A 24382-nucleotide genomic window follows, 5' to 3' on the forward strand; every position below is an offset into this window, starting at 1 on the left:
CGACCAGTGGGGTCGTACAGCTACAACTCTTCGGTTCCGCACCAATCGGCGATGAACAAGGCAGTCGCCTTGGTGATGCGGCGCATGCTTTCCAGATCGACCCTTTCATTGAACCCGTGGATCGCCTCGGCGCGCGGGCCGTACACCAGCGCGGGCGTGTCCGCATAAAGGCCGAAAAAGCGCGCGTCGGTCGTTGCTGTGATCGCCTCGCGGACAAGGTCTTCGCCAGTGGTGGTCTTGTGAGCCTGATCCAGTGCAGTAATGGCTGAGGCGGCCTTGGCAGAGCTGTCCTGCGACAGCGCATACCCTTCCGCGTGAAACCCGTGATAAACGATCTCAGGCAAGGAGTTGCGCAAAAAATCATTGTCACGCGCCGCATCCAGAATGACCTGTTCGATCTCTGCCTTGGCCGCCTCGATGGACTGGCCGGGGAAGATCGCCATGCGTACGTCAAACACGCTCCATGCAGGCACCGAGCTGGTCCAGTCTCCGCCTTCAAACTTGCCCACGTTCAAGTTCAGCGCATGCTCCATATGGGCGTAGTCGTCGGGCCGGTTTTCGGACGCGTTCCAACGATGCTCCATCTCGTGCAATGCCGAGATCAGCGGGATCGCAGCCTCGATCGCATTGGCGCCCGTGCCGGCATAGGCCACGTGGGTTGGCCGACCTTTGAGGTGTACCTGAAACCAGATAACGCCAAGCTGCGCCGTCACCAGATGTTCGGCAAATGGTTCCGGGATAAGCGCCGCATCCGCCCGGTATCCACGGGCAAGACAGGCCAGCGCACCGTTGCCCGTACACTCCTCCTCGACCACGGACTGATAGAACACATCTGCCGCCGGCGCGAGGCCACAGGCATTCAGCGCATCAAGCGCAAACAGGTTGGAGGCGAGACCGGCCTTCATATCTCCACCGCCGCGCCCGTATAGCCAGCCATCAGCAACGTGCGGCTCGAACGGCGGGGTGTCCCACATATCCAAGGGCCCTGCGGGCACAACATCAATATGGCCGTTCAGGATCAAAGACCGCCCTTTCGACGTTTTTGAACGGTGTGTTCCGACCACATTCACCGCGTCGTCATAGGGTGCCAAAACAGGGGAAAATCCGGGCAGGTGCTGAATGTCCGACACGTCGATCTGCCAACGGTCCAATTCGTAACCGCGCTGTGTAAGTTCGCGCGCCATAAAATCCTGCGCCGATTGTTCCTGACCACGGATCGACGGGTGAGAGGTGAGCTCTGACAAAAACTCGATTTGCGTGTCAAAGGCAGAATCTACGGCATCAAGCAGGCGGTTTTGAAGATTATCTTGCATGGAAAGGCCTCAAAAAATCGGAAGTTGCGCATCAGGGACGTGAAGGGCGGCATCTGTGGCATCAATGATCTCTGCCACGGTGACGCCTTGAGCGGTTTCAACCAACGCGAAACCTTCGGGCCCCACATCAATCACCGCCATATCGGTGAATATCCGCGCCACGCAGGATTTCGCAGTCAACGGCAGGCTGCACGTTTCCTTGAGCTTGGAATTGCCTGCGCGATCAGTGTGGGTTGTCAGAACCGCCACGCGCCGGGCCTTCTGGGCCAATTCGATACCGCCCCCCACTCCCGGAGAGAATTTTCCGGGGATTTTCCAATTGGCCAGATCGCCGTTGGCCGCAACCTCGAATGCCCCAAGCATGGTGAGGTCAAGCCGTCCGGAACGCACCAAAGCAAAACTGGTGGCGCTGTCAAAGAACGCCGAGCCAGGGATGGTCGAGACATAGCCCCCCCCTGCATCAATCAGGTTCCGGTTGGCTTGATCCGGCGGCAGGGTGGGCCCGATACCCGTAAGTCCGTTTTCGGTGTGCAGACATACAGGAAAATCGGCAGGTAAATAATTGACGACCTTAGTCGGCAAACCGATACCAAGGTTGACCACCATACCGGGCTTAATTTCACGGGCCGCCCGCGCAACCATTCTATCTCTAGCGTTGGACAACGGCATATTCCTTCGACAAGGCACCCAGCTCAGCAACGTGATCGACAAAGACGCCGGTCGTATGGATTTCGTTGGCCCCGAGCCCGCCCAAAGGCAGCAGAATTTCGGCCTCGGCGATAACACAGTCGGCGGCCATGGCCATCAGCGGGTTGAAGTTTTGCGCCGTGGCCACATAAGCCAGATTGCCGAAACTGTCAGCGCGGTCGGCATGCAGCAGCGCCACATCAGCACGCAGAGCGGGCTCTACGATGTAGGTCTTGCCGTGGGATTCGATCACCTGTTTGCCCTCGGCCAGTTCGGTCCCGATGCCGATATCGCTCAGGAACCCGCCAAGCCCTGAACCGCCCGCGCGAATGCGTTCAGCCAAAATGCCCTGCGCGTTGAACTCGACCTTGATCTTTCCACTGTTCATCAGCTCAATCGCATGGGAGTTGAGGCCCAGATGCGTAGTGATGAGCCGCGATACCAAACCGGCATGCAACAGATGGTCGACGCCCATATTGGGTTCGTTGGCATCGTTTTTGACAATCGTGAGGTCTCGCGCACCGTGGCGCACCAGAGCGTGGATCAACGTGAACGGCGTGCCCGGCACACCGAACCCGCCCAGCATGACCGTATCCCCGTCTTTGACATGGGCGATGGCGTCCTCGATGCTGCATTGTTTGTCGGGCAGTTTCACGCGGCGTTCTCCGACACAGGCAGGCCAGCTTGGGACGCGAACGCATCCAAAGCATCCCGCAGGATGGTCATCATCTCACCAATCTGGGCTTCAGAAATGATCAGTGGCGGAGCCAGCAAGAAATGATCGCCCGATGTGCCACCGCGGGTGCGCCGCGAATAGATGATCAGGCCGCGCTCATAGGCCAGCTCAACCAACAGGTCGTATGCGTTTAGCGTGGGCGGCAGGGGCTCCATCGTTTCCCGATCGGAAACAAACTCGAAGGCGGTTAAGAGCCCCCTACCCCGCACATCGCCAATAAAGGGGTAACGGTCCATCAAACCGCGCAATTGCGCCATCAGCACGTCACCCATGCGGGCCGCGTTTTCGACAAGGTTCTGCTCTTCCATCTCTTCGAGCACGGCAAGCCCTGCGGCGCAGGCCATGGGGTTACCCGCGTAGGTAAACCCATGCAGAAAACCGCCCGCATCAAGAACCGGCTCAACCAGCCGCGCGCCTGCCACGATTGCCCCCAGCGGGGCATAACCGGCGCCAAACCCCTTGGACATGGCAACAATATCGGGCGTAATCCCCCAATGTTCTGCCGCGAGAAATTTACCTGTGCGGCCTGCACCTGTCATGACTTCGTCATAGATCAGCAGCACGCCGAATTCGTCACAGATTTCGCGGATGCGGCCGTAGTAGCTGTCAGGAGCCACCAGCGCACCGGTTGACGCCCCGCCGACTGGTTCCATGATAAAAGCCAATACCGTATCAGGGCCTTCTTCGATGATCTTGTCCCGCAGGTATTCTGCGTATTTTAACCCGCGTTGCTCTTCGGTCAGGTTGTCACGGTCAAGGTAGGTCGCAGGTGCGGCGATCTTGGGCATGCCCTGCATCATGGGAGCAAATGGTTTGCGCAGAGGATCGTAACCGGTCAGATCAAGCGCGCCAAAAGTGCAGCCATGATACGAGGGAAACCGTGAGATAACCTTGTAACGCCCGGCCTCACCTTGGGTCAGGGCATATTGCCGTGCCAATTTTACAGCACTTTCCACAGCCTCGGAGCCGCCAGAGACAAAGAAGACACGGTCCAGCCCCTCAGGCATGAGCGAAACGGTTTTTGCGGCCAGATCTTCGGAGGGGTGCGTGCGGAAATGCAGACGGTATCCGAATGTGGCCCGGTCCATCTGCGCCTTGATCTTTGCCAGAACACGTTTGTTTGAGTGGCCGATATTGGACACCATCGCGCCAGACGATCCGTCGATATACCGTTTGCCACTTTCATCGAATAGGTAAATCCCCTCGCCGTAATCCAGAAAGGGGCGTGGATTGCGGGTCTGGTAGAAGAGATAGGAGGCGTTGTCGTTCATTTTGCAGCTTCCAGATGCTTGCGCAGAAATTCGCGCGTTCGGGGTTGTGTGGGGGTCTTGAACAAAATCTCTGGCGGACCTTCCTCGACGACGACGCCTTGATCCATGAACAGAACCCTGTCGCAGACCGAGGCTGCAAAATCCATTTCGTGGGTCACGATGATCATGGTCATCTGCTCGTCCGCGAGCTTGCGCATCACCTGGTTCACTTCCTCGACAAGCTCCGGATCGAGCGCTGAGGTCGCCTCATCGAACAGCATAAGCTTGGGCTTCATGGCTAACGCACGGGCAATCGCTACGCGCTGCTTTTGACCACCAGACAGTTGGGACGGATAGTAATCAATGCGTTCAAGCATTCCGACATGATCAAGCTGCGCCTCGGCCAAGGCATCCGCCTCGTCCTTGGATATCCCCTTGAGCATGATCGGGGCCATGCTCACGTTCTCGCGTGCGGTCATGTGCGGGAAAAGATTGAAATGCTGGAACACCATGCCAACCTGCTGCCGCATCTGATTGATGTGCTTTTCATACTGTCGGTGCGGCAGCTTTTGGTTCACCTGAACGCCATCGAGCCAAACTTCGCCGCCTGTCAACGGATCAAGATCGTTGATAGCCCTGAGGAGGGTCGACTTACCTGATCCCGAAGATCCGATAATGCCTACGATCTGACCCCGGTCGACGCTAAGGCTGATATCCTTGAGCACCTCGACAGTCCCAAAGGATTTTTGGGCATGCCGGATCTCAACAAAGTGTTTATCATCTGTCATGTCTGGCTCCAATGATCAGCGGGAAATCGAAATGCGGCGTTCAATCTTGCGCTGCACCCATTCCATCCCGAGGTTGATGACGTAGTAGAATGCTGCGGCGAGCAGATAGAACTCAAACGGTCGGTAGGTCCTGCCGATCGCCCGTTGCGCCGATAGTGTCAGTTCGCTCACGCCAATCACCGACACCAGCGCGCTGTCTTTCAACAAAGCGATCATGTTGTTGCTAATCGGCGGGATCACGGCACGGACGGCCTGTGGTATGACCACCTTGCGAAGCGCCTCGCTACGGCTCAGCCCAAGTGTACGCGCCGCTTCCATCTGGCCCTTGTCGACTGACAGGATCGCAGTCTGGATCAGTTCCGAATTGTAGACCGCGAAATGCAGCCCCAAGCCGATGATACCCGCGACAACAGCGGGAAGGTCGATGCCAATCTGAACCAGTCCGAAATAGATCAGGAACAGCTGCAATAACAGCGGTGTCCCCATGAATATCCAAGCAACCAGACGGAAAGGTTGGCGGATGATCCACGGCGCATAAAGCGCAATGATTGCAAATAGAATGCCGCCGAAGAAACTGAGTATCGCAGCGGCGATTGTAATCCCGATCGTATACGCGCACCCCAGCAAAATGATGTCGAGGTATTTGGGGATCACTGTGAAATCGAGGCCCATGGGTTATCCTTCCAGCATCACGTGATCTGCACTTTGCGATCCAGCCAGGCAACACCCCGGCCAGTCACATAAATAATGATCATGTATAGAACGCCCGCGAGCAGAAACATCTCGAAGGGCTTGTAGGTGGAGCCGATATAGCGCTGTGCAGTGTAGGTAAGCTCTACCACCGAAATGGCTGCGACCAGCGCTGTGGCTTTGATCAGCATGTTCAGGTTCACCCCCAGCGGACGCACCATCAGACGGCCGGCTTGCGGCAGGATGATCTTATACATTGCCTGCCATTGGCTTAGACCAAGGGTACGTGCGGCCTCTCGCTGGCCCTTGTCGATAGAGATCACCGCGCCGCGGATTGTCTCGGTCATATAGGCGCCTGCATTTACACCAAGGCCGATGACTCCTGCCTCGAACGCGTCCAGCTGAATGCCGATTTGCGGGCCGCCAAAGTATAAGATGAAAAGTTGGATCAGTGCGGGTGTGCCACGAAACACGCTCACATATGCCGCCCCCAAAAATCGTACGAGGCCAAAGCGCGACAACCGTGCAAACGCACCCAGCGTGCCGCAAATCAATCCAAGGATCGCTGTCAGAATCGACAGCAGTATCGTAATCCAGGCGGCCTCCAGAAAGAACGGATAGACCTTTAGCATGAGTTCGAAGTCCATGTTCCCCCCTTTTGGACGCAAAGCAACGGCCAGCCCCCAGAAGGGCGCGGGCGGTCGATAATCATGTAGACAAAAACTGCCCTTGCCACCTATTAGACAGGCGGCAAGGGCAAAGGAGTATCAGCGGATATCAGCGCCAATCCACTCTTCGGCAAGGGCGAGATACGTGCCGTCATCCATCATGGATTGCAGCGCGGCCTGCATTTCAGCGGCCAGTTTCGGGTTACCTTCACGGATAGCAATACCTGCACCGAAAGGTTCTGTTGTCGGGTCACCAAACATCTCGAACTCCTGCCCCTTGGCACCCATTGCCAGAATGGCCGCAATCGAGTCATTCACGATCGCGTCCACGCGGCCGTTTTCCAGCTCAAGCAGCAGCTCCGGCAGGCCTTTGTAGGTGTTGATGTCATAGCCCTTTTCACGCGCCCATTCCTCATGGGTTTCGCCAAGGGTCAAGCCGACCTTCTTACCTTCAAGGTCTTCCAGACTGCCAATGCCTGAGCCTTTTTTGGTAAAGATCGCACGTTTGTCCGAATAGTAGGGGCCGACAAAATCCACAACTTCGTCGCGCTCTGCTGTGATGGTCATTGAGCCGACAATGGCATCGTATTTATTAGCCAGAAGGCCACCAATGATACCATCCCAGGCAGTTGTCACAATCTCGGCTTCCATGCCCATGCGCTTGGCGATTTCTGTGCCAATAGCAGGGTCAAAACCAACGACCTTATTTTCATCATTTACAAAGTTGAACGGAGGATAGGCACCCGACATAGCGATGCGGATCACGCCCTTTTCTTTCAATGTTTCCAGTTCTTCTGCGGCAACTGTGGTGCCCAACATGGCCAAGCTTGCTACGGCGAATGCAGATTTCAAAATAGTACGGCGAACAGTCATTATTGGTACTCCCTGAGATGACTTAATTTGAAGCCGGGTTCGGCCTTCCTGTGGCGGCTATTCCGCTCTCTAATAAAGCCTTGCATGTAGCGGATGCATTGCGCAAATAGATATCAAGTATCTTCAATATAGATTTGATTAATGACCCAACCTTACAGACAACGCTTTCCCTGGAACCTGGACTGGAACCTGCTGCGCACCTTCATGGTCGTTGTCGAACAGCAGGGCATATCCAAAGCCGCGCATTTTCTGGGCCTGAAACAACCCACTATTTCAGCCGCTCTGAAACGGCTTGAAGAACATACCGGCCGCACCCTTATCATACGAAAACCAAACGAATTTTCGCTCACCCGCTCTGGACAGGTTCTTTATACTGAATGCGCAAAAATCTTCGGATCGGTGTCTCAGCTTCCGTCGCTTCTGGACTTGGCTCATGCTGAACTGCGCGGCCATGTGTCAATCGCCACCACCAGCCACGTGATCTCTGAGCACTTCGACGAAATTCTTAACAAGTTCTCCAATCAACACCCGCAGGTCACCTACTCTTTCTCGGTTTCTGAAAGTGATGAAGTTAAAACCATCGTGATGCAAAATCGGGCAAGTTTTGGAATCTGTCTGCTGCACGGGTCTCCGACGCCGCTCGAATCGGTGATTTTGTACCGTGAATATTTCGGACTTTATTGCGGCAGGCGACATCCGCTCTTTCATCAACCGGATATCGCTCCGGAACATCTGCAAGGTGAACCGTTCGTTGCGTTTCAGACAGAGGCCGAAGGGGGCCCGCTTGAGGCCATTTACCGGCTGCGCTCCCAACTTGGCCTTGCCAACAGCAGACGCGGCAGCTCCTCCAGTTTGAACGAAATCCGGCGTATGATCATGGCAAATATCGGTATTGGTGCGCTGCCGCTTCATGTAGCTCAGCAAGATGTAGAGGCAGGTCACCTCCGCCAATTGCCACCATATGAAAACCTGCCGCTTGTGAACATCCATCTTCTCAGCAACCCTGCGCGGCGTCAGTCCGATGCCGAGGCTACCTTTTTGTCAGCGTGTATGGCCGAACTGTCGGCGATTGACGTCGCAGAACGTACCTATGGCATTGAGGGCTAATTAGGACAGATAGTAAGTAACCGGCTTCGCCATCCGCTCGAACATCGACGCCAACGGGCTGGTTAATCCGAAACCAAAGCCAAACCACCAATCTGGTATGGGGCAAAGCCGACGGTGACTGATACAATCCCATCCTGTCCCAGCCTGCATCCTCCGTCACCCATTGGTTTGTTGGATCATCGCTAGAGACATTCGCCGTTAAAGTATCAGACCAGTCTTGTGCTCAGCACCATGAAACCGCGGGCCTTGATCAAATCTCCGCTGTGAGGCGAGGCGAAAATCAGGCCTGATGGAGTGCGATCCATTCTATTGACGCATGTCTTTCATAAACAAAGGTCGCTGGTTTTCCTTGATGTAAGTCCAAGCAATAAAGCGACTTGTTTTTTGCCCCTGCGCCATTTCAACGACCTTAAATTCAGCAACTTTAGCGTTTTTAAGAATTCTGGAGAGTGGCTTGAGGTTGTCCTTTTTCGACACCAATGAGGTGAACCACAAACATTGGTTGGCGAATTCCATGCTCTGTTTAACCATGCTGGCGATAAACTTTATCTCACCACCCGGATACCAAAGCTCGGCGTTCTGACCGCCGAAATTAAGTTTTTTTGAAGGACCCTTGCCAAGGTTGCTCCACTTGCGTTGGGTGCCTTTATTGGCGTGTTCCTTGGAAGCATGGAAAGGCGGGTTGCACAGGGTGACGTGAAAAGCATCGCTGGGTTCGATCACTCCTCGAAAGATATTCTCACGTACATCTTGTCGTCTAAGGGTAATTTTCAGCTTGTTTGCTTCGCAAATCTGCTGTGCCGATTTGATGGCAGCCGGATCGATATCCACACCAGTGAAGTGCCAGCCGTATTCGCTCTGCCCCGTGAGAGGATAAACCAAGCTCGCGCCAGTGCCGATGTCTAATGCCTTGATTTGGCCGCCACGCGGGATCTCTTGATTGTTGCTGTCGGCAAGCAAGTCCGCCAGATAGTGAATGTAGTCGACGCGACCAGGGATCGGCGGGCATAGGTACTTGGCAGGGATGTCCCAAAAATCGATGTTGTAATAGGTCTTCAGCAACGCACGGTTGAGCATACGGACCGCGCCGACGTCTTGAAAATCAATCGTTGTTTGACCGACAGGGTTACGGATCGTGAATGTATCAAGTTCAGGCGAATCCGCCACTAGGCGCTCAAAATCATAACCTTCTCTGTGCAGATTACGGGGGTGAAGATTGGTCTTGGTAGCCATCGGGAAGCCTTCATTAAAGTTGGTGGAAGTAACTGACCAAACGTCTTGTTGATCTGAAGTCCCTCTGCAAAATTAGCAACATTGATAGCATGTAACATGGGAATGCTAGATTGTGAGCATTGTAACGTCGGATTGTTTTCGTTGGGTGGGATGGTGGATCGGAGGATCAGCTGTGCAAACACAAATTGACCAGATGTTTGCGCGTATCGCCCTGACTGGAACAAAGGGCGCATAGTTTTCCGGAGGCGCCCCTAAAACTACGATAAATCTGGATAACCAGTGTTCGCCTGAAAGCTGCGGATGTCATTGCATTGGACCGGATCAAGGAACGGACATGCGTCTTTGCTGCTGGCTGCTCCCCTAATATAGATGCTTCATTGCATCGTACAGAAGTGGCAGCTCGATCTTCGCACAGCAGTTTAAGTAAATGAACGTTAATGACCTGTGCAGTTGTACAGTCACACTTTGCGAGAAGATATCAGATGACGAAACGCAGCCGGAGGAAAAGTCTCGGCTGCGTTTCGTCATAGTGGCACTGTATCAATCGTGGTCGCTGTCGCCATGTCCGTCACTATCGCTGTCGCCATGTCCGTCGCTGTCGCCGTGGCCGTCGCTGTCGCCGTGGCCGTCACTGTCGCTGTCGCCATGTCCGTCGCTGTCGCTGTCGCCGTGTCCGTCATTGTCACTGTCGTCGTGTCCGTCCCTATCGCCGTCGTCACTGTGTCCCTCGCTATCGTTCTCATTGTCGTCAGACTCATCGTGGTCACTGTCATGGCCGTCCGAGCCATAGTTTTTGCCGGCATCATGACCGGAACTGAGGTTGCGCATGTGGTCTGCACTTGAGGGGCGGTCTTCACTCGCCATCACAACAGAGCCGACCAATAGCGTTGTCGTCGCAAGGATCGCAATCATTGAGGTTTTCATAGTTTTCTCCAATTTGTTAGTTTCTCAAATCCGAGTTCCCTTTGATCTCGGAAGGGTTTGGATTAGCGTCGTTTCAGGCCGGTAAACATGGAACGGACAAGGTTTTCTTTGTGCTCAAAGCTGGCGACGACCACGCCGCCTACATGCAGCACAATCAGCACCAAGGTGCCATTTACCAACAGTTCGTGAAGGTCCTCGACCCACTCCGCCCCCCAAAACATGTCCATCGTCATCATGTATCCGGTGGCCGAAATGCCGATGATTGCCAGCAACAATGCGATCACCATGGTCCCGCCAGCGGGGTTGTGACCGATATAGCGTTTGGCCTTCATGGCAAGACTTTCCTTGATAAAGGAGAGGACCACCGAGGGGCGGTAGAGAAAATCGGAAAAGCGCGCATGGCGAGAGCCGACAACACCCCAGATCAGGCGAAACGCTATCAATCCTGCTACGATGTATCCGACAGTCTCGTGTGCCTTGTCCCATTCATCTGCCGTGATGTAGGCCACTGCAAATCCACCTACCAAAGACCAGTGGAAGATGCGGATCAAGGGATCCCATACGCGGACCTGACTTTCCCGAATGCCGACACCCGATACCGGAACCGAAGGCGGGCTGTCCATCAATCGTCCTCCTTCACGCCAACTAGTTCACCGTTGGTCGGGTTAAAGAACATCTCAACACGCTCACCCTTGGGCGAGATTGCGTAGACTTCGTAACATCCGCGTTCGACTTTCACGGCGCGGGTGTCATAGCCAAGGCCTTTTGCCGTTTCCAGAATGGCTTCCTTGCTCATCCAGCCGTCTTGTGGCCCACTGTCGCAGGAGATTTTGCTTGCAAAGGCAGGAACTGCGATCAGGCTTGCAGCGACGGTTATTGCGCTAACAAATTTCATAACATCATCCTCATTTATGTTCCGAGCTGTTGTGCTCTGTGTTTCGATGGGACGGGTATGGCAGGGTCCAAATGACAACTCCCAGACAACGACTGTCAGCAAACTGTCATTTATGATCTGCGAAGGAGAAACCATGAAAAAGACTTCACTACTGATCGCAGCCTTCATCGCACTTATTATGACACCGGTTCTGGCGGATGATGACGACGACGATGAAAAATATGGCCTTCAGGCCCTCATGGAAGCCCGCCGCGCAGGTGATGTGCTTCCTTTGATCACGATCCTGAAACACATTCACCCAATCACCGGCGACAATGTCGTCGCAATTGAGTTTGAACAGGATGACGGTCGCTACAAATACGGCGTCTATTATCTGGACGACAACGGCCGCCGCCGTGAAGTCTATGTGGACGCTCAGTCGGGTAACGTGCTCGAAGATGAATTGGCAGACTGACCATGCGCGTCTTGTTGATCGAAGATGATGACCGAATTCGTGCCGATGTCACCGCAGCGCTGGAGGCGTCAGGATATATCGTGGACAGCGAAACATCCGGTGAGGAAGGATGGTTTCTGGGCGATACTGAGGTCTACGGCGCGGTTATCCTTGATTTGGGCCTACCGGAAATGGATGGTTTGACCGTTCTGAAACGTTGGCGTCAAGCGGGCCGCACCATGCCGGTGCTTGTTCTGACCGCACGCGGCACGTGGAGCGAGCGGGTCGAAGGCATTGATGCAGGCGCTGATGATTACCTGCCAAAGCCTTTTCATATGGAAGAGTTGATTGCACGTCTGGGGGCCATCATCCGGCGCTCGGGCGGTCAGGCTAGCCCCGTCATCACCGCTGGCGAGGTCGAGCTTGACACACGTCAAATGAAAATCACCGTGCGCGGCATTCCTGTTTCGCTGTCACCACAAGAATACCGGCTTGTTTCCTATCTGATGATCAACATCGGGCGGGTCGTGCCCCAACAAGAGCTGGCAGAGCATCTGCAATCCGTCCATTTTGAACGGGAATCAAATGCCGTTGAAGTGTTGGTTGGCCGGATCAGGCGGAAGCTTTCCACGGCCTTGATCCAGACACGGCGTGGTTTCGGCTATATCATCGAAGAGGACACGCCAGAATGACCTCGCGACCACGTTCCTTGCGCATCCGCCTTCTGCTCATCTCGGCCGGCATTGTCATAATCGCACTTCTGGTCACAGGGGCGGGCCTGACCAAAATATTCGAGCGGCATTCAGAACGCCGTGTGGCGGAAGAACTGGACATCTTTCTTGATCAACTCTCGGGCGCTGTCCAGTGGAGCGTGGATCAAAGACTATCACTCACTCGTGATCTTGCAGATCCCCGCTTCAAGAAGGTTTTTAGCGGCCTCTATTGGCAAATTCGAAATGATCAAAACGGGTCATTGCTGAGATCACGATCCTTGTGGGATTCCGAACTGATCCTGCCAGACGATGCACTTGCTGCAGGAGACATTCATCAACACATCATCGAAAGTTCATTCAGCCGCGCGCTTTTGATCCGCGAACAGATGATTACGATATCTGCTGGCGGCCAGTTGATTGACCTGCGCGTCTCGGTCGCAATCGACGCCTCGGAGATCGAAAGGTTGGCCACTGATTTTCGCACCGATCTGATCCCGGCGCTGTCCTTGCTTGGGCTGGTTCTGATGGCGGGTTTCGGGTTTCAAATCGCCGCAGGCCTGAAGCCGCTGAATTCACTCAAGGCTGCGGTGAACAAGGTGCGCTCTGGCAAAAAGTCGCGATTGGATACGGCTGTCCCGCGTGAGATTTACCCTCTCGTGGAGGAGGTCAATTCCCTTCTGGACCTTCAGGAAAAATCAATGGTCCGTGCGCGCGACAGGGCCGCCGATCTGGCTCATGGGCTTAAAACGCCACTCACAGCGCTGGTCACTGACATCACAAGGTTGCGCGCCAACAACCAGACTGAAATTGCCGATGACATAGAGGATCTTGCCCTGCGGATGCAGCGCCTGATGGAGCGCGAACTGTCCCAAGCGCGCATTAGACACGGCAGCAGCGGCCATAAATCATCTGTGGCTGCGGCTGCCGAAGCAATCATCCGCACCCTGCAAAGAACCCCGCGGGGCGAAAAAATAGACATAATCCAAGAATTCAAAGTGCGTGCTGATGTGGCAATGGATCAAGACGATTTGAACGAGGTGCTGGGCAATCTATTGGAAAATGCGGTGCGGCACGCCTCCTCCCGCGTCAGCGTCTCCATCATTGACAATGCCGGCAAAGCCCGCGTTTCGATTGAGGACGACGGGAAAGGTATCAGCGAAAAACAGGCGGATGCCATGATGCATCGGGGCCAACGGATGGACGCAAAAGGAACAGGTGCGGGCCTTGGCCTTGCTATTGTTCAGGATATTCTGGAGGCATCAAATGCCGTCATGTTCCTCACAAAAGGGAAATGGGGAGGGTTGAAGGTCGTGTTGGACATCCCCAAAGCCGCCGTTCGTGCCAAACGCGGCTAACGACCGTTTCCAATCCAGAGCAGGCATGGATTCTCAACATTTGAAGTCGTTCATCTGCATCGGATCGAAGCATTTGGCGCCCGGCTTTCCCGTATCAAATGCGGCATCTGCTCCTTCGGCATTGCAGCATCCCTTTCAACTGTCGCTGCCCCATTCGCCTTCGAAAATATCCTGCATTTCATGAAGGTAGACAGCTTTGGACTTACCGAATTTGGCAATGGCCTTTATCAGTCGCGTGATTTGCAAGTTCCAATGACACTAAGAATAGATCGAAATCTGTGGGTGCTTCTTGCTGGTTTTGCGCCTTTTTAGATGCCCCGCAAACCCGTGGTCCCCATCAGAGGCAGAGCGATATGATCGCCTGCGTGGAACCAATTCTCGGGAAGGTAAGACAAGCATTAATGAGGTGTCTGGATCTGCGGGACCACCTCAGCATGATCTCACATTTGAAATAGCCGAAGATCAGTTCAAACAGTCACAACCCGACACCCCCAGCTGTCACAATTCGCAGTCAGCTCTGGTGATAACTTGCCGTCGGTATACAGCACGTCAACATCGCTCAACGAGCAGATTGTCAGGGGTGCTTTCCGCGTGAACTTCAGGTGGTCAGCCACAATCATAACCTTGCGCGACCGCTGTATCGCGATTCTGCTGACCATCACTTCTTGCCCATCGAAATCCAGCAGGTCACCGTCCGCATCAATGGCCGAGCAACCCAGAACAGAATAATCGAACTTGAACTGCTTCACCATTTCGACTGTCAAACCACCAACAATGCCGCCGTCTGCGCGGCGCAATACACCACCTGCCAGAATGATTTCGCAGCTGTGATTGATGGCAAGAATGTTCGCAATATTCAGGTTGTTTGTGACCACCAGCAGATTCTCATGATCCAGCAACTCATGCGCGACCGCTTCGGTAGTTGTGCCTATATTCATGAAAACCGATGCCCCATCAGGGATAGCGCGGGCACATTCAACAGCAATTGCTTTTTTGCCAACATCGTTCAGGCGACGGCGCTCTTCATAGACGATGTTCACAACGCCGGAAGGCACAACCGCACCGCCATGTACTCTTTCAAGTCGACCGCTTTCTGCAAGATCGGAAAGATCACGCCTGATGGTCTGCACGGTGACGTCGTAAAGATCCGCGAGGCCATCCACTGTGACTTTTCCCTCCTTGCGGGCAAGATCAAGGATTTCCTTCTGCCTGAAATTTGAGGCCATCACCTACTCCATTACACAACCCGTCCAAGCACACAAAAGCGGGGCGCTTATCTTGTCTATCAGCCAATAGACCTGACGCCTCGTCAAGGCCGCGGATTGCTTGATCACCTAAAAAACCAGAAAAGCGTGCGAATTCGAAAGGGAAAACCCATAGCTTTCAGCGCATTAGTCAAAAAGGAACAAAAACGAACATTCGTTATTGTCACATTCGCTCTAGTAGTGTTGACTGGCGCAACGTCCGGAGCAGGGAGTCTGCGGCGCAAAGTGAATGCAGGGAGGCTTCATTGGGTCAGAATGGAAATCAGGACATTGTCGATTTGTTCGTCATCGGGGGCGGCATCAACGGATGCGGCATTGCCCGTGACGCGGTTGGCCGTGGGCTGAGCGTTGAACTGGCTGAAATGAACGATCTTGCCTCCGCCACCTCTTCTGCCTCAACCAAGTTGTTTCATGGTGGCCTTCGCTATCTTGAGTATTGGGAAATCCGTCTTGTCCGAGAGGCGCTGATCGAGCGCGAGACCCTCCTGAAGGCGATGCCCCACATCTCGTGGCCGATGCGTTTTGTGCTACCCTACCATAAGGACATGCGCTTCGAGAGCGACACGCCCACATCTAAAGTCCTGAATATTCTAATGCCGTGGATGAAGGGGCGCAGGCCCGCATGGCTTATCCGGCTTGGCCTTTTTATGTATGACAATCTGGGCGGCCGAAAAGTTCTTAAGGGAACAACATCGTTGGATTTAAAGGGTACGCCAGAGGGTGCGCCGCTTCAGGACCGCTTTGAAAAAGCTTATGAGTATTCTGATTGCTGGATTGAAGACAGTCGGCTGGTGGTTCTGAACGCCCGAGACGCCCAAAACCGCGGCGCCCGCATTAATGTGCGCACCAAGGTGGTTTCGGCCGCGCAAGTCGATGGAATGTGGCGGATCACACTTGAGGGGCAAAACGGTGAGCAGCGTATCGTCACCGCACGTATGATCGTGAACGCTGGTGGCCCTTGGGTTGAAGATGTCATTCGCAACACGATGCGGATCAACACAACCGAAGGCGTCCGTCTGGTGCGCGGCAGCCATATCGTAACACGCAAGTTATATGACCACGATAAATGCTACTTCTTTCAGGGCGAAGACGGGCGGATCATTTTCACGATACCTTACGAGACCGATTTCACCTTGATTGGCACCACCGATGCAGACCACACTGACGTAAATCAAAAACCTGTCTGCACCCCGGAAGAGCAGGATTACCTGTTGGGTTTTGCCTCGAAGTACCTGAAGAAACCGGTCACCCGCGATGACATAGTTTTCACCTATTCCGGTGTGCGCCCGCTCTACAATGATGGGGCCAGTTCGGCGACGGCGGCGACGCGCGATTACGTTCTAAAGCTGGACCAATCTGCAGGTGCACCTGTCTTGAATGTCTTTGGCGGCAAGATCACGACCTACCGTAAACTCGCGGAGAGCGCGCTGGAAAAAATTGCGCCTCTCTTTGCCCAAACCGGCCCGCCATGGACCGCAGGGGTTGCCCTGCCGGGTGGGGATTTTCCGGTTGATGGCGTCGGTCCGCTGACCGCGCAATTGAAAGCGAAATACCCGTTCCTATCAGAACGCTGGCTTGATCGACTGGTTAAAGCTTATGGATCAGAAGTCTTCGATCTGCTGGGTGACGCTCAAACGGAGGGCGATCTGGGGCAAAACTTCGGATCGGATTTGACGGAACGCGAAGTAAACTGGTTGGTTGAGCGGGAATTCGCAAATACTGCTGACGATATTGTTTGGCGACGCTCGAAGTTGGGGCTCAGAATGACGGCAGAAGAAATTGATGCGTTGGACAGTTGGTTGGCGAATTCCGCCGCCGATCTGCCCGGGCAACACGCAGTGTGAACTGCGAAGGGGAGAGAGAAATGTCACTTGTCCTTGAGGGTGTGTCCACGGTCGTTAACGGCCAGACACATATATACCCAACAGATCTGGAGCTTTCATCAGGAACGATGAATGTTTTGCTTGGACCAACATCATCGGGGAAAACGTCGTTGATGCGCATAATGGCCGGGCTTGATGTGCCGACGAAGGGCAAGGTTATCTGGGGCGGCAAAGACGTGACTGGTATGCGGGTGCAGGACCGTGGCGTTGCGATGGTATATCAGCAGTTCATTAATTATCCGTCGATGACCGTTTACGAAAACATTGCCAGCCCGATGCGGCTGTTGGGCAAATCCAAAGACCAGATCGAAGAAGCTGTTAAGAAAGCGGCTGACCTGATGAAGCTGTCGCCCTTTTTGGATCGCAAACCACTTGAACTATCGGGCGGACAGCAGCAGCGCTGCGCCCTTGCCCGTGCGCTGGTCAAGGATGCAGGCCTTGTGTTGTTGGACGAACCCCTTGCCAACCTTGACTATAAACTACGCGAAGAATTGCGTGCCGAAATCCCCAAGATATTCGAGGAAGCGGGATCGATCTTTGTATATGCCACAACCGAGCCTGAAGAAGCCCTGCTGCTGGGCGGACACACGGCAGCGATGTGGGAAGGCAAGATCACCCAGTTCGGCACAACACCGACGGTTTATCGCCAACCTGTTAACGCCACCACGGCGCGGGTATTTTCCGATCCGCCGATGAATTTTCTAGACATCCAGAAATCCGGTGATCGTCTCCTGTTCGGCGACGGACAATCCGCACCAGCCTTCGGTGCTTTTGAAGGGCTGAAAGATGGCAGCTATATCGCGGGATTTCGTCCCAACCATCTTGAGCTGGCGAAACAGGCACCGGGTGCACTTGAATTCACGGGAAAGCTGAACGTGACCGAGATCACCGGATCAGAGACTTTCATCCATCTGGACCATCATGGCGAAAACTGGGTTGGCCTTGTGCACGGTGTCAAATCCTTGGAAATCGGCGCATTGCTAAATGTCTACCTTGACCCGAAACACGTCTATATCTTTGCCCAAAACGGCACATCGGTGGCACCTGCCGCCTATGCACTTGCGGCTTGAGGGAGAGAGATAATGGCAAAAATCACCCTCGAAAATCTGGCACATTCCTATCTGCCCAATCCCAAAAGCGAAGATGACTTTGCACTTAAGGAACTGAACCACGACTGGGTCGACGGCGAAGCCTACGCGCTGCTGGGCGCCTCTGGCTGTGGTAAATCCACATTGCTCAATATCATTTCAGGCCTGCTGCACCCTTCTCAGGGGCGCATCCTGTTCAATGACCGTGACGTAACGATGGCCCCGACGACAGAGCGGAACATCGCACAGGTTTTCCAGTTTCCCGTCGTTTATGACACGATGACTGTCCGCGACAACCTAGCATTCCCGCTGCGCAACCGCGGTGCCGATGCGACCTATATCAAAGACCGCGTTCAGCAAATTGCAGCGATGATCGGGATGGAAGCGACGCTTGACCATAAGGCCCGCGGCCTGACTGCGGATGCCAAACAAAAGATATCTTTGGGCCGCGGCATGGTGCGTGAGGACGTCAATGCGCTTTTGTTTGATGAGCCGTTGACGGTCATCGACCCGCATATGAAATGGGAATTGCGCACGCAATTGAAGTCCCTGCACCATGAGTTCGGGCATACGATGATCTATGTGACGCACGACCAGACAGAAGCGCTGACTTTTGCGGACAAAGTCGTGGTGATGTATGATGGCCGCGTCGTCCAGATGGGGACACCCCAACAGCTTTTTGAACAACCTGAGCATACATTCGTCGGCTATTTCATCGGCTCGCCGGGTATGAACGTGCTGACTGCGCAAGTAGACGGTGAAAAGGCTGTGCTTGAGGGCACGCAGATTTCCCTTGGCAAAGGCTTTGGCGCGCTGTCGGGCAAAGTGGAATTGGGTGTCCGGCCCGAGTTCACATCGCTGAGCGCAGGTGAAGATGGGCTGCCGGTTACGATCAAGCGAGTGGAAGACGTTGGCCGCCACAAGATCGTGCGGGCAGACTTCCACGGCACAGAGATTAACATCCTTGCTGAAGAAGGCGCCGAAATTTCGCCCGACATGAACCGCGTGGTGTTCGATCCGGCCGGTATCAATGTCTATTCAGATAGCTGGCGCGTCGCGCCGAAGGTGGCCTGATATGAAAAAGACAGTTAATCAAAAAGCATGGTTCCTCATTCTCCCCGTTCTGGTGCTGGTGGCATTTTCTGCGGTGATCCCGCTGATGACTGTGGTGAATTATTCGGTTCAGGATACGTTCGGGAACAACAAGTTTTTCTGGGCGGGCCTCGAATGGTTCGAAGAGATGCTGGCATCTGAGCGCATGTGGAATGCTCTGGGGCGACAAATCACGTTTTCCGCAATCATTCTGGCCATCGAAATACCGCTTGGCATTTTTGTCGCGTTGAACATGCCGAAGAAGGGTTTCTGGGCCTCGTTTTGCTTGGTCCTGATGTCGCTACCATTGCTCATCCCGTGGAATGTGGTCGGCACGATTTGGCAGATTTTTGGCCGCGTCGATATTGGCCTTCTTGGCTATACTTTGGCGGCCTTGGGCATTGACTATAACTATACCCAAAACTTCTATGCCGCTTGGATCACGGTCATTGTCATGGACGTTTGGCACTGGACCTCACTGGTTGCCCTTTTGGCCTATGCGGGTTTGCAGTCCATCCCGGACGCCTATTACCAAGCGGCCAAGATCGATCAAGCCAGCCGCTGGAAAGTCTTCCGGTTTATCGAGCTACCCAAGATCATGGGAGTACTGATGATCGCGATCCTGCTGCGATTTATGGACAGCTTCATGATTTACACCGAACCTTTCGTGGTGACGGGCGGCGGACCAGGTAACTCGACCACATTCTTGTCGATTGATCTGGTGAAGATGGCACTGGGGCAATTTGACCTTGGTCCCGCTGCGGCGTTCTCGATCATGTATTATCTTGTGATCCTGCTGGTGTCTTACGTGTTCTACACCGTGATGACGAACCTTGATAAAAGGGATGGTCACTGATGTCTGACTTCACACACATACCGACCAAACGCAGTTTTGGCCTGCCCAAAATCAAAGGCAACGCTATTGTCATGGGCCTATACCTGCTTTTCTTGCTGTTGCCGATCTACTGGCTGGTGATGATGAGCCTCAAGACCAACTCAGAGATTCTCAACAGCTTTACCCTGTGGCCGCGGGACCTGACGTTTGACAACTATCTGACCATTCTGACGGATGCGTCTTGGTACACCGGTTACCTCAATTCCATGGCCTATGTGGTCATGAATATGGTGATCTCACTGCTGGTCGCACTGCCTGCGGCTTATGCCTTTAGCCGCTATACGTTCATGGGTGACAAGCATCTGTTCTTTTGGCTCCTGACCAATCGAATGGCACCTCCTGCAGTCTTTGCCCTGCCGTTTTTCCAGCTCTACAGTTCGGTTGGATTGTTCGACACGCATATCGCTGTCGCCTTGGCGCATTGTCTGTTCAACGTCCCGCTGGCTGTGTGGATTTTGGAGGGCTTCATGCGTGGCGTGCCCAAGGAGATCGACGAGACGGCCTATATCGACGGCTACTCCTTTCCACGCTTCTTCATCCGTATCTTCACGCCACTTGTGGCCTCTGGCATCGGTGTCACGGCATTCTTCTTGTTCATGTTCAGCTGGGTTGAGCTGCTGCTCAGCCGCACGCTGACATCGGTAAACGCAAAACCGATCGCCGCTACGATGACCCGCACGGTGGGTGCAGCCGGTATCGACTGGGGTGTGTTGGCAGCTGCCGGGGTTCTCACAATCCTGCCGGGTGCGTTGGTGATCTATTTTGTCCGCAATTACATCGCCAAGGGCTTCGCCCTGGGCCGCGTCTAAGAAAGGAGAAACACCTATGGAATGGATGGCATGGACTTGGCCGACCGCAGTTTTCTTCGGCATCATCGCAATAACGCTGGTCACCTTTACGGTGCTTGCGATCAAATATCCGGAAGCACCGCGCAGCGGGATACTTAGGATCGAAACGACCCGTGGTGACAGATTATTCATCACGCTACTTGGCTCGGCCTTTATCAATCTGGCTTGGCTTGGACTGCTCAGTGCGCCGCAATGGGGCGCACTGGTCGTCTGCTTCTTTTATGCCTTAGCGGTCTTCCGCTGGGTTTAATCGAATAGGTGACCCGGCAAGCAAGAACCGGACCGCCTATAACTTTCACATCTAGGGAGGAACAACATGAACTTGCGACTTAAAGGAACCACCGCGATAGGTCTTGCTGCTTGCATGCTTACCGCGCCCGCGTTCGCCGATATGGATGCCGCCAAGGCATTCCTTGATAGCGAAATTGGCGAACTGTCGGCGCTGTCACGCGCCGAACAGGAAGCTGAGCTTCAATTCTTTATCGACGCGGCCAAACCATACGAAGGCATGTCGATCAACGTGGTGTCAGAAACAATCGGCACGCACACATATGAATCCACCGTTCTGGCCCCCGCATTCGAGGCCATTACAGGCATCAAGGTCACCCATGACCTGATCGGTGAAGGCGACGTTGTTGAAAAGCTGCAAACACAAATGCAGTCCGGCGAAAACATCTATGACGCCTACATCAACGACTCTGACCTGATCGGCACACACTGGCGCTACAAGCAGGCGCGCAACCTGACAGACTGGATGACCGGCGAAGGCGCCGCTGTGACGAACCCGAACCTCGACCTTGAGGATTTCATCGGTCTTTCGTTCACAACCGGACCTGACGGAAAAGTCTATCAGCTGCCCGACCAGCAGTTCGCGAACTTGTACTGGTTCCGGTACGATTGGTTCAACGACGAGCAGAACAAAGCCGACTTCAAAGCCAAATATGGCTACGATCTGGGTGTGCCGGTCAACTGGTCCGCATACGAGGACATCGCGGAATTCTTCACCGGTCGTGACCTGTCTCGTCTGGGCGTAGAAGGCGAAGTCTTTGGCAACATGGACTACGGCAAGAAAGACCCGTCCTTGGGTTGGCGCTATACTGATGCGTGGCTGTCCATGGCTGGTGCCGGCGACGTAGGTGAGCCAAATGGCCTGCCCGTTGATGAATGGGGCATTCGTGTAAACGAAAATTCCCAACCGGTTGGTTCTTGTGTGGCACGTGGTGGCGCGACCAACGGCCCCGCTGCTGTTTATGCTGTGACCAAGGCAATCGAATGGCTGGAAAAATACTCTCCGCCTGCCGCAGCCGGCATGACATTCTCTGAGGCAGGCCCAATTCCTGCGCAGGGTAACGTTGCACAGCAGATGTTCTGGTACACGGCCTTTACCGCCGCGTCTGTAGAGCCTGATCTGCCCGTGATGAACGAAGATGGCACGCCAAAATGGCGCATGGCCCCTTCACCACATGGTGCATATTGGACCGAAGGCACCAAGATCGGCTATCAAGACGCCGGTTCCTGGACGCTGATGGAATCCACACCTGTTGACCGTGCACAAGCGGCTTGGCTCTATGCCCAGTTCGTGACGTCCAAGACTGTGGACGTGAAGAAAAGCCATGTTGGTCTGACATTCATTCGTGAATCCACGATCCAGCACGAAAGCTTTACCGAGCGTGCGCCGAAACTGGGTGGTCTGGTTGAATTCTACCGCTCACCAGCACGGGTACAATGGTCTCCAACAGGTACCAACGTTCCTGACTATCCAAAGCTGGCTCAGCTGTGGTGGCAGAACATCGGCGACGCAATGTCCGGTGCAAAGACGCCTCAGGAAGCACTCGACTCACTTTGCGCTGATCAGGAAAAAGTTCTGATCCGTCTGGAGCGTGCCGGTGTTCAGGGTGAACTTGGTCCGGTTATGAACGAAGAGAAAGATGCAGATTACTGGCTGTCCCAACCCGGTTCGCCCAAAGCGAAACTGGCCAATGAAGACGAAGAACCAGTGACTATCTCTTATGACGAGCTGATCAAATCCTGGCAGTAAACCTATGTTCTGGGGCCAAGAAACTGGTCCCAGTTCAAACGGTTTGATGAACACGTCCAAGATCAGCGGCCCTTCAGAAGGGCCGCTGTTTTCACCTCAAATAACCGGCGACCATTCATGACCTATGTCCTAGCAATTGACCAAGGCACAACATCAACCCGCGCGATACTGTTCGACAAAACGATGACTACATGTGCCATCGCGCATGAAGAATTCGCGCAGCATTTCCCCCAATCCGGCTGGGTTGAGCATAATCCCCGGGATTTGTGGGAAACGACGCTGTCGACCTGTCGTGACGTCATTGACCAAGCCGACATAACGCCTTCAAAAATTGCCTCAATCGGCATCACCAATCAGCGCGAAACTGTCATCGTCTGGGATAAGAAAACCGGCGAGGCGCTGCATAACGCGATTGTCTGGCAGGACCGCCGTACGGCAGATGTCTGCGCAGAACTGCGCGATGCAGGTCACGAGGCGATGATCACAGAGCGCACGGGGCTTTTGCTCGATCCGTATTTCTCAGGCACCAAGCTGAAATGGATACTGGACCATGTAGACGGCGCACGCGCCCGCGCTGAACGGGGCGAGTTGCTGTTCGGCACTGTCGATGCCTTTCTTATCTGGAAACTGACAGGCGGGAAGACACACGCAACGGATGCGACCAACGCCGCGCGCACAATGCTGTATGATATTCGCAAAGGCCGATGGAGCAGCACGATCTGTGAGCTCCTTGATATACCCATGCAGATGTTACCGCAGGTCAAAGATTGTGCCGCTGATTATGGCACCACCCGACCGGATTTGTTCGACGTTGAAATTCCCATCAACGGTGTTGCCGGAGACCAGCAGGCTGCCACCATCGGACAGGCCTGTTTTGAACCCGGCATGATAAAATCGACCTACGGTACGGGATGTTTTGCGCTTTTGAACACAGGCGATACGCCTGTCATGTCAGAGAACCGTCTACTCACCACAATCGCCTATCAACTTGATGGCAAGCCGACTTATGCGCTTGAAGGTTCGATTTTCATTGCAGGCGCTGTCGTACAATGGTTGCGGGACGGGATGCAGATCATTCAGGACGCGGCCGAAACGCAGGCCTTAGCCGAACAGGCAGATCCCCAGCAAAACGTGATCCTTGTTCCGGCCTTTGTTGGTCTGGGTGCCCCTTATTGGAACCCTGATTGCAGAGGCGCCGCCTTTGGCCTGACGCGCGCAACAGGCCCCGCTGAAATGGCAAAAGCGGCGCTTGAATGTATTGGCTTTCAGACACGGGATTTGCTGCAAGCCATGGCTGCTGACTGGGAGGCGCCCGGCGTCCAGCCTACGCTACGAGTCGATGGCGGAATGTCTGCAAGCGATTGGGCGATGCAGTTTTTGTCGGACATCATTTCAGCCCCTGTCGACAGACCATCGAGCCAGGAAACGACGGCCCTCGGGGTTGCTTGGCTGGCGGGAATGCACGCAGGCGTCTATCCAGACCAAGCAGTCTTTGCCAAGACATGGGCCTGTGAAACACAATTCAAACCCGCGATGGACGAAACACTGCGCGCCGAAAAATATGCGGCATGGGGCAGAGCCGTCCTTGCCACTATGAGCGTTTAAGCG

At 54.3% G+C, this 24382-nt stretch carries 25 protein-coding genes; 12 read left to right on the plus strand and 13 right to left on the minus strand.

All coding sequences use genetic code 11. The annotated features are described in order from the left end of the window. Window positions 1–20 precede the first annotated feature (20 nt). From K3757_RS14785 to K3757_RS14820, 8 genes are all read right to left on the minus strand, one after another. Window positions 21–1313: an ArgE/DapE family deacylase gene (locus K3757_RS14785; RefSeq protein ID WP_259996611.1), complete on the minus strand. Its 1293-nt coding sequence runs from the start codon at window positions 1311–1313 to the stop codon at window positions 21–23. A gap of 9 nt (window positions 1314–1322) precedes the next feature. Beyond that, window positions 1323–1976 (minus strand): 3-oxoacid CoA-transferase subunit B, encoded by a 654-nt coding sequence (locus tag K3757_RS14790; protein ID WP_409202549.1) that lies wholly within the window; start codon window positions 1974–1976, stop codon window positions 1323–1325. Then, window positions 1963–2655 carry a CoA transferase subunit A gene (locus K3757_RS14795; protein WP_259996615.1) on the minus strand — a complete coding sequence of 231 codons (693 nt, stop codon included), beginning with the start codon at window positions 2653–2655 and terminating at the stop codon, window positions 1963–1965. Before K3757_RS14795 ends, K3757_RS14790 begins: the two co-directional genes overlap by 14 nt. Continuing rightward, a complete protein-coding gene (locus K3757_RS14800) occupies window positions 2652–4007 on the minus strand; it encodes an aspartate aminotransferase family protein (protein ID WP_259996617.1) in 1356 nt (451 codons plus the stop codon). Before K3757_RS14800 ends, K3757_RS14795 begins: the two co-directional genes overlap by 4 nt. After that, window positions 4004–4774 carry an amino acid ABC transporter ATP-binding protein gene (locus K3757_RS14805; protein ID WP_259996619.1) on the minus strand — a complete coding sequence of 257 codons (771 nt, stop codon included), beginning with the start codon at window positions 4772–4774 and terminating at the stop codon, window positions 4004–4006. Before K3757_RS14805 ends, K3757_RS14800 begins: the two co-directional genes overlap by 4 nt. A 15-nt stretch (window positions 4775–4789) precedes the next feature. Beyond that, window positions 4790–5446, minus strand: coding sequence for an amino acid ABC transporter permease (locus tag K3757_RS14810; RefSeq protein ID WP_259996621.1), 657 nt, complete (start codon window positions 5444–5446; stop codon window positions 4790–4792). Between the two features lie 17 nt (window positions 5447–5463). Next, window positions 5464–6111: an amino acid ABC transporter permease gene (locus tag K3757_RS14815; protein WP_259996624.1), complete on the minus strand. Its 648-nt coding sequence runs from the start codon at window positions 6109–6111 to the stop codon at window positions 5464–5466. Between the two features lie 120 nt (window positions 6112–6231). Beyond that, window positions 6232–7005, minus strand: a complete 774-nt coding sequence (locus K3757_RS14820; protein ID WP_259996626.1) for a transporter substrate-binding domain-containing protein — start codon at window positions 7003–7005, stop codon at window positions 6232–6234. A gap of 141 nt (window positions 7006–7146) precedes the next feature. Between K3757_RS14820 and K3757_RS14825 the strand changes: the two genes are divergently transcribed. Further along, window positions 7147–8112, plus strand: a complete 966-nt coding sequence (locus tag K3757_RS14825) for a LysR family transcriptional regulator (protein ID WP_259996628.1) — start codon at window positions 7147–7149, stop codon at window positions 8110–8112. Window positions 8113–8418: 306 nt separating this feature from the next. Here K3757_RS14825 and rlmF read toward each other — a convergent pair whose 3' ends face one another. The 4 genes from rlmF to K3757_RS14845 form a co-directional block, all read right to left on the minus strand. Beyond that, window positions 8419–9345, minus strand: a complete 927-nt coding sequence (rlmF, locus tag K3757_RS14830; RefSeq protein WP_259996630.1) for a 23S rRNA (adenine(1618)-N(6))-methyltransferase RlmF — start codon at window positions 9343–9345, stop codon at window positions 8419–8421. A 540-nt stretch (window positions 9346–9885) separates the two neighbouring features. Beyond that, the gene (locus tag K3757_RS14835; RefSeq protein WP_259996635.1) at window positions 9886–10269 is read right to left on the minus strand and encodes an MSCRAMM family adhesin SdrC; all 384 of its coding nucleotides are present in this window, start codon (window positions 10267–10269) and stop codon (window positions 9886–9888) included. 62 nt (window positions 10270–10331) lie between these two features. After that, complete coding sequence (locus K3757_RS14840; protein WP_259996636.1) at window positions 10332–10892, minus strand: cytochrome b/b6 domain-containing protein; 561 nt, start codon at window positions 10890–10892, stop codon at window positions 10332–10334. Then, window positions 10892–11164 (minus strand): PepSY domain-containing protein, encoded by a 273-nt coding sequence (locus tag K3757_RS14845; protein WP_259996637.1) that lies wholly within the window; start codon window positions 11162–11164, stop codon window positions 10892–10894. The genes K3757_RS14840 and K3757_RS14845 overlap by 1 nt, the downstream gene beginning before the upstream one ends. Before the next feature lie 133 nt (window positions 11165–11297). On the opposite strand from K3757_RS14845, the gene K3757_RS14850 reads away from it, so the two are divergent. The 3 genes from K3757_RS14850 to K3757_RS14860 are packed head-to-tail and all read left to right on the plus strand — an operon-like array spanning window position 11298 to window position 13665. Beyond that, window positions 11298–11618: a PepSY domain-containing protein gene (locus tag K3757_RS14850; RefSeq protein WP_259996639.1), complete on the plus strand. Its 321-nt coding sequence runs from the start codon at window positions 11298–11300 to the stop codon at window positions 11616–11618. A gap of 2 nt (window positions 11619–11620) precedes the next feature. Beyond that, window positions 11621–12289 carry a response regulator transcription factor gene (locus K3757_RS14855; RefSeq protein WP_259996640.1) on the plus strand — a complete coding sequence of 223 codons (669 nt, stop codon included), beginning with the start codon at window positions 11621–11623 and terminating at the stop codon, window positions 12287–12289. After that, window positions 12286–13665 (plus strand): HAMP domain-containing histidine kinase, encoded by a 1380-nt coding sequence (locus K3757_RS14860; RefSeq protein ID WP_259996641.1) that lies wholly within the window; start codon window positions 12286–12288, stop codon window positions 13663–13665. The genes K3757_RS14855 and K3757_RS14860 overlap by 4 nt, the downstream gene beginning before the upstream one ends. A gap of 467 nt (window positions 13666–14132) precedes the next feature. Here K3757_RS14860 and K3757_RS14865 read toward each other — a convergent pair whose 3' ends face one another. Further along, window positions 14133–14891, minus strand: coding sequence for a DeoR/GlpR family DNA-binding transcription regulator (locus tag K3757_RS14865; protein WP_259996642.1), 759 nt, complete (start codon window positions 14889–14891; stop codon window positions 14133–14135). Between the two features lie 284 nt (window positions 14892–15175). On the opposite strand from K3757_RS14865, the gene glpD reads away from it, so the two are divergent. From glpD to glpK, 8 genes are all read left to right on the plus strand, one after another. Next, window positions 15176–16774 carry a glycerol-3-phosphate dehydrogenase gene (glpD, locus tag K3757_RS14870; protein WP_259996643.1) on the plus strand — a complete coding sequence of 533 codons (1599 nt, stop codon included), beginning with the start codon at window positions 15176–15178 and terminating at the stop codon, window positions 16772–16774. 20 nt (window positions 16775–16794) lie between these two features. After that, window positions 16795–17883, plus strand: a complete 1089-nt coding sequence (locus K3757_RS14875) for an ABC transporter ATP-binding protein (protein ID WP_259996644.1) — start codon at window positions 16795–16797, stop codon at window positions 17881–17883. A 12-nt stretch (window positions 17884–17895) separates the two neighbouring features. Next, a complete protein-coding gene (locus tag K3757_RS14880) occupies window positions 17896–18975 on the plus strand; it encodes an ABC transporter ATP-binding protein (RefSeq protein WP_259996645.1) in 1080 nt (359 codons plus the stop codon). Window position 18976: 1 nt separating this feature from the next. After that, window positions 18977–19849: a carbohydrate ABC transporter permease gene (locus K3757_RS14885; RefSeq protein WP_259996646.1), complete on the plus strand. Its 873-nt coding sequence runs from the start codon at window positions 18977–18979 to the stop codon at window positions 19847–19849. Further along, window positions 19849–20697, plus strand: coding sequence for a carbohydrate ABC transporter permease (locus K3757_RS14890; protein WP_259996647.1), 849 nt, complete (start codon window positions 19849–19851; stop codon window positions 20695–20697). Before K3757_RS14885 ends, K3757_RS14890 begins: the two co-directional genes overlap by 1 nt. 16 nt (window positions 20698–20713) lie before the next feature. After that, window positions 20714–20986, plus strand: a complete 273-nt coding sequence (locus tag K3757_RS14895) for a DUF2160 domain-containing protein (protein WP_259996648.1) — start codon at window positions 20714–20716, stop codon at window positions 20984–20986. Between the two features lie 66 nt (window positions 20987–21052). Continuing rightward, window positions 21053–22774, plus strand: coding sequence for an ABC transporter substrate-binding protein (locus K3757_RS14900; RefSeq protein WP_259996650.1), 1722 nt, complete (start codon window positions 21053–21055; stop codon window positions 22772–22774). 117 nt (window positions 22775–22891) lie between these two features. Further along, window positions 22892–24379: a glycerol kinase GlpK gene (gene glpK / locus K3757_RS14905; RefSeq protein ID WP_259996651.1), complete on the plus strand. Its 1488-nt coding sequence runs from the start codon at window positions 22892–22894 to the stop codon at window positions 24377–24379. Window positions 24380–24382: the final 3 nt, after the last annotated feature.

It is taken from the genome of Sulfitobacter sp. S223 (genome assembly GCF_025143825.1).
Classification (GTDB): Bacteria; Pseudomonadota; Alphaproteobacteria; order Rhodobacterales; family Rhodobacteraceae; genus Sulfitobacter.

Excerpts from the sequence above, each read along its gene's own strand:
- K3757_RS14890 (WP_259996647.1), top strand. The coding sequence starts at position 19,849 with ATGTCTGACTTCACACACATACCGACCAAACGCAGTTTTGGCCTGCCC.
- glpK (WP_259996651.1), top strand. The coding sequence starts at position 22,892 with ATGACCTATGTCCTAGCAATTGACCAAGGCACAACATCAACCCGCGCG.
- K3757_RS14860 (WP_259996641.1), top strand. The coding sequence starts at position 12,286 with ATGACCTCGCGACCACGTTCCTTGCGCATCCGCCTTCTGCTCATCTCG.
- K3757_RS14835 (WP_259996635.1), bottom strand. The coding sequence starts at position 10,269 with ATGAAAACCTCAATGATTGCGATCCTTGCGACGACAACGCTATTGGTC.
- K3757_RS14850 (WP_259996639.1), top strand. The coding sequence starts at position 11,298 with ATGAAAAAGACTTCACTACTGATCGCAGCCTTCATCGCACTTATTATG.
- K3757_RS14845 (WP_259996637.1), bottom strand. The coding sequence starts at position 11,164 with ATGAAATTTGTTAGCGCAATAACCGTCGCTGCAAGCCTGATCGCAGTT.
- K3757_RS14900 (WP_259996650.1), top strand. The coding sequence starts at position 21,053 with ATGAACTTGCGACTTAAAGGAACCACCGCGATAGGTCTTGCTGCTTGC.
- K3757_RS14885 (WP_259996646.1), top strand. The coding sequence starts at position 18,977 with ATGAAAAAGACAGTTAATCAAAAAGCATGGTTCCTCATTCTCCCCGTT.
- K3757_RS14865 (WP_259996642.1), bottom strand. The coding sequence starts at position 14,891 with ATGGCCTCAAATTTCAGGCAGAAGGAAATCCTTGATCTTGCCCGCAAG.
- K3757_RS14825 (WP_259996628.1), top strand. The coding sequence starts at position 7,147 with ATGACCCAACCTTACAGACAACGCTTTCCCTGGAACCTGGACTGGAAC.
- K3757_RS14880 (WP_259996645.1), top strand. The coding sequence starts at position 17,896 with ATGGCAAAAATCACCCTCGAAAATCTGGCACATTCCTATCTGCCCAAT.
- K3757_RS14875 (WP_259996644.1), top strand. The coding sequence starts at position 16,795 with ATGTCACTTGTCCTTGAGGGTGTGTCCACGGTCGTTAACGGCCAGACA.
- K3757_RS14815 (WP_259996624.1), bottom strand. The coding sequence starts at position 6,111 with ATGGACTTCGAACTCATGCTAAAGGTCTATCCGTTCTTTCTGGAGGCC.
- K3757_RS14895 (WP_259996648.1), top strand. The coding sequence starts at position 20,714 with ATGGAATGGATGGCATGGACTTGGCCGACCGCAGTTTTCTTCGGCATC.
- K3757_RS14805 (WP_259996619.1), bottom strand. The coding sequence starts at position 4,774 with ATGACAGATGATAAACACTTTGTTGAGATCCGGCATGCCCAAAAATCC.
- K3757_RS14820 (WP_259996626.1), bottom strand. The coding sequence starts at position 7,005 with ATGACTGTTCGCCGTACTATTTTGAAATCTGCATTCGCCGTAGCAAGC.
- K3757_RS14840 (WP_259996636.1), bottom strand. The coding sequence starts at position 10,892 with ATGGACAGCCCGCCTTCGGTTCCGGTATCGGGTGTCGGCATTCGGGAA.
- K3757_RS14785 (WP_259996611.1), bottom strand. The coding sequence starts at position 1,313 with ATGCAAGATAATCTTCAAAACCGCCTGCTTGATGCCGTAGATTCTGCC.
- K3757_RS14810 (WP_259996621.1), bottom strand. The coding sequence starts at position 5,446 with ATGGGCCTCGATTTCACAGTGATCCCCAAATACCTCGACATCATTTTG.
- K3757_RS14800 (WP_259996617.1), bottom strand. The coding sequence starts at position 4,007 with ATGAACGACAACGCCTCCTATCTCTTCTACCAGACCCGCAATCCACGC.
- K3757_RS14855 (WP_259996640.1), top strand. The coding sequence starts at position 11,621 with ATGCGCGTCTTGTTGATCGAAGATGATGACCGAATTCGTGCCGATGTC.
- rlmF (WP_259996630.1), bottom strand. The coding sequence starts at position 9,345 with ATGGCTACCAAGACCAATCTTCACCCCCGTAATCTGCACAGAGAAGGT.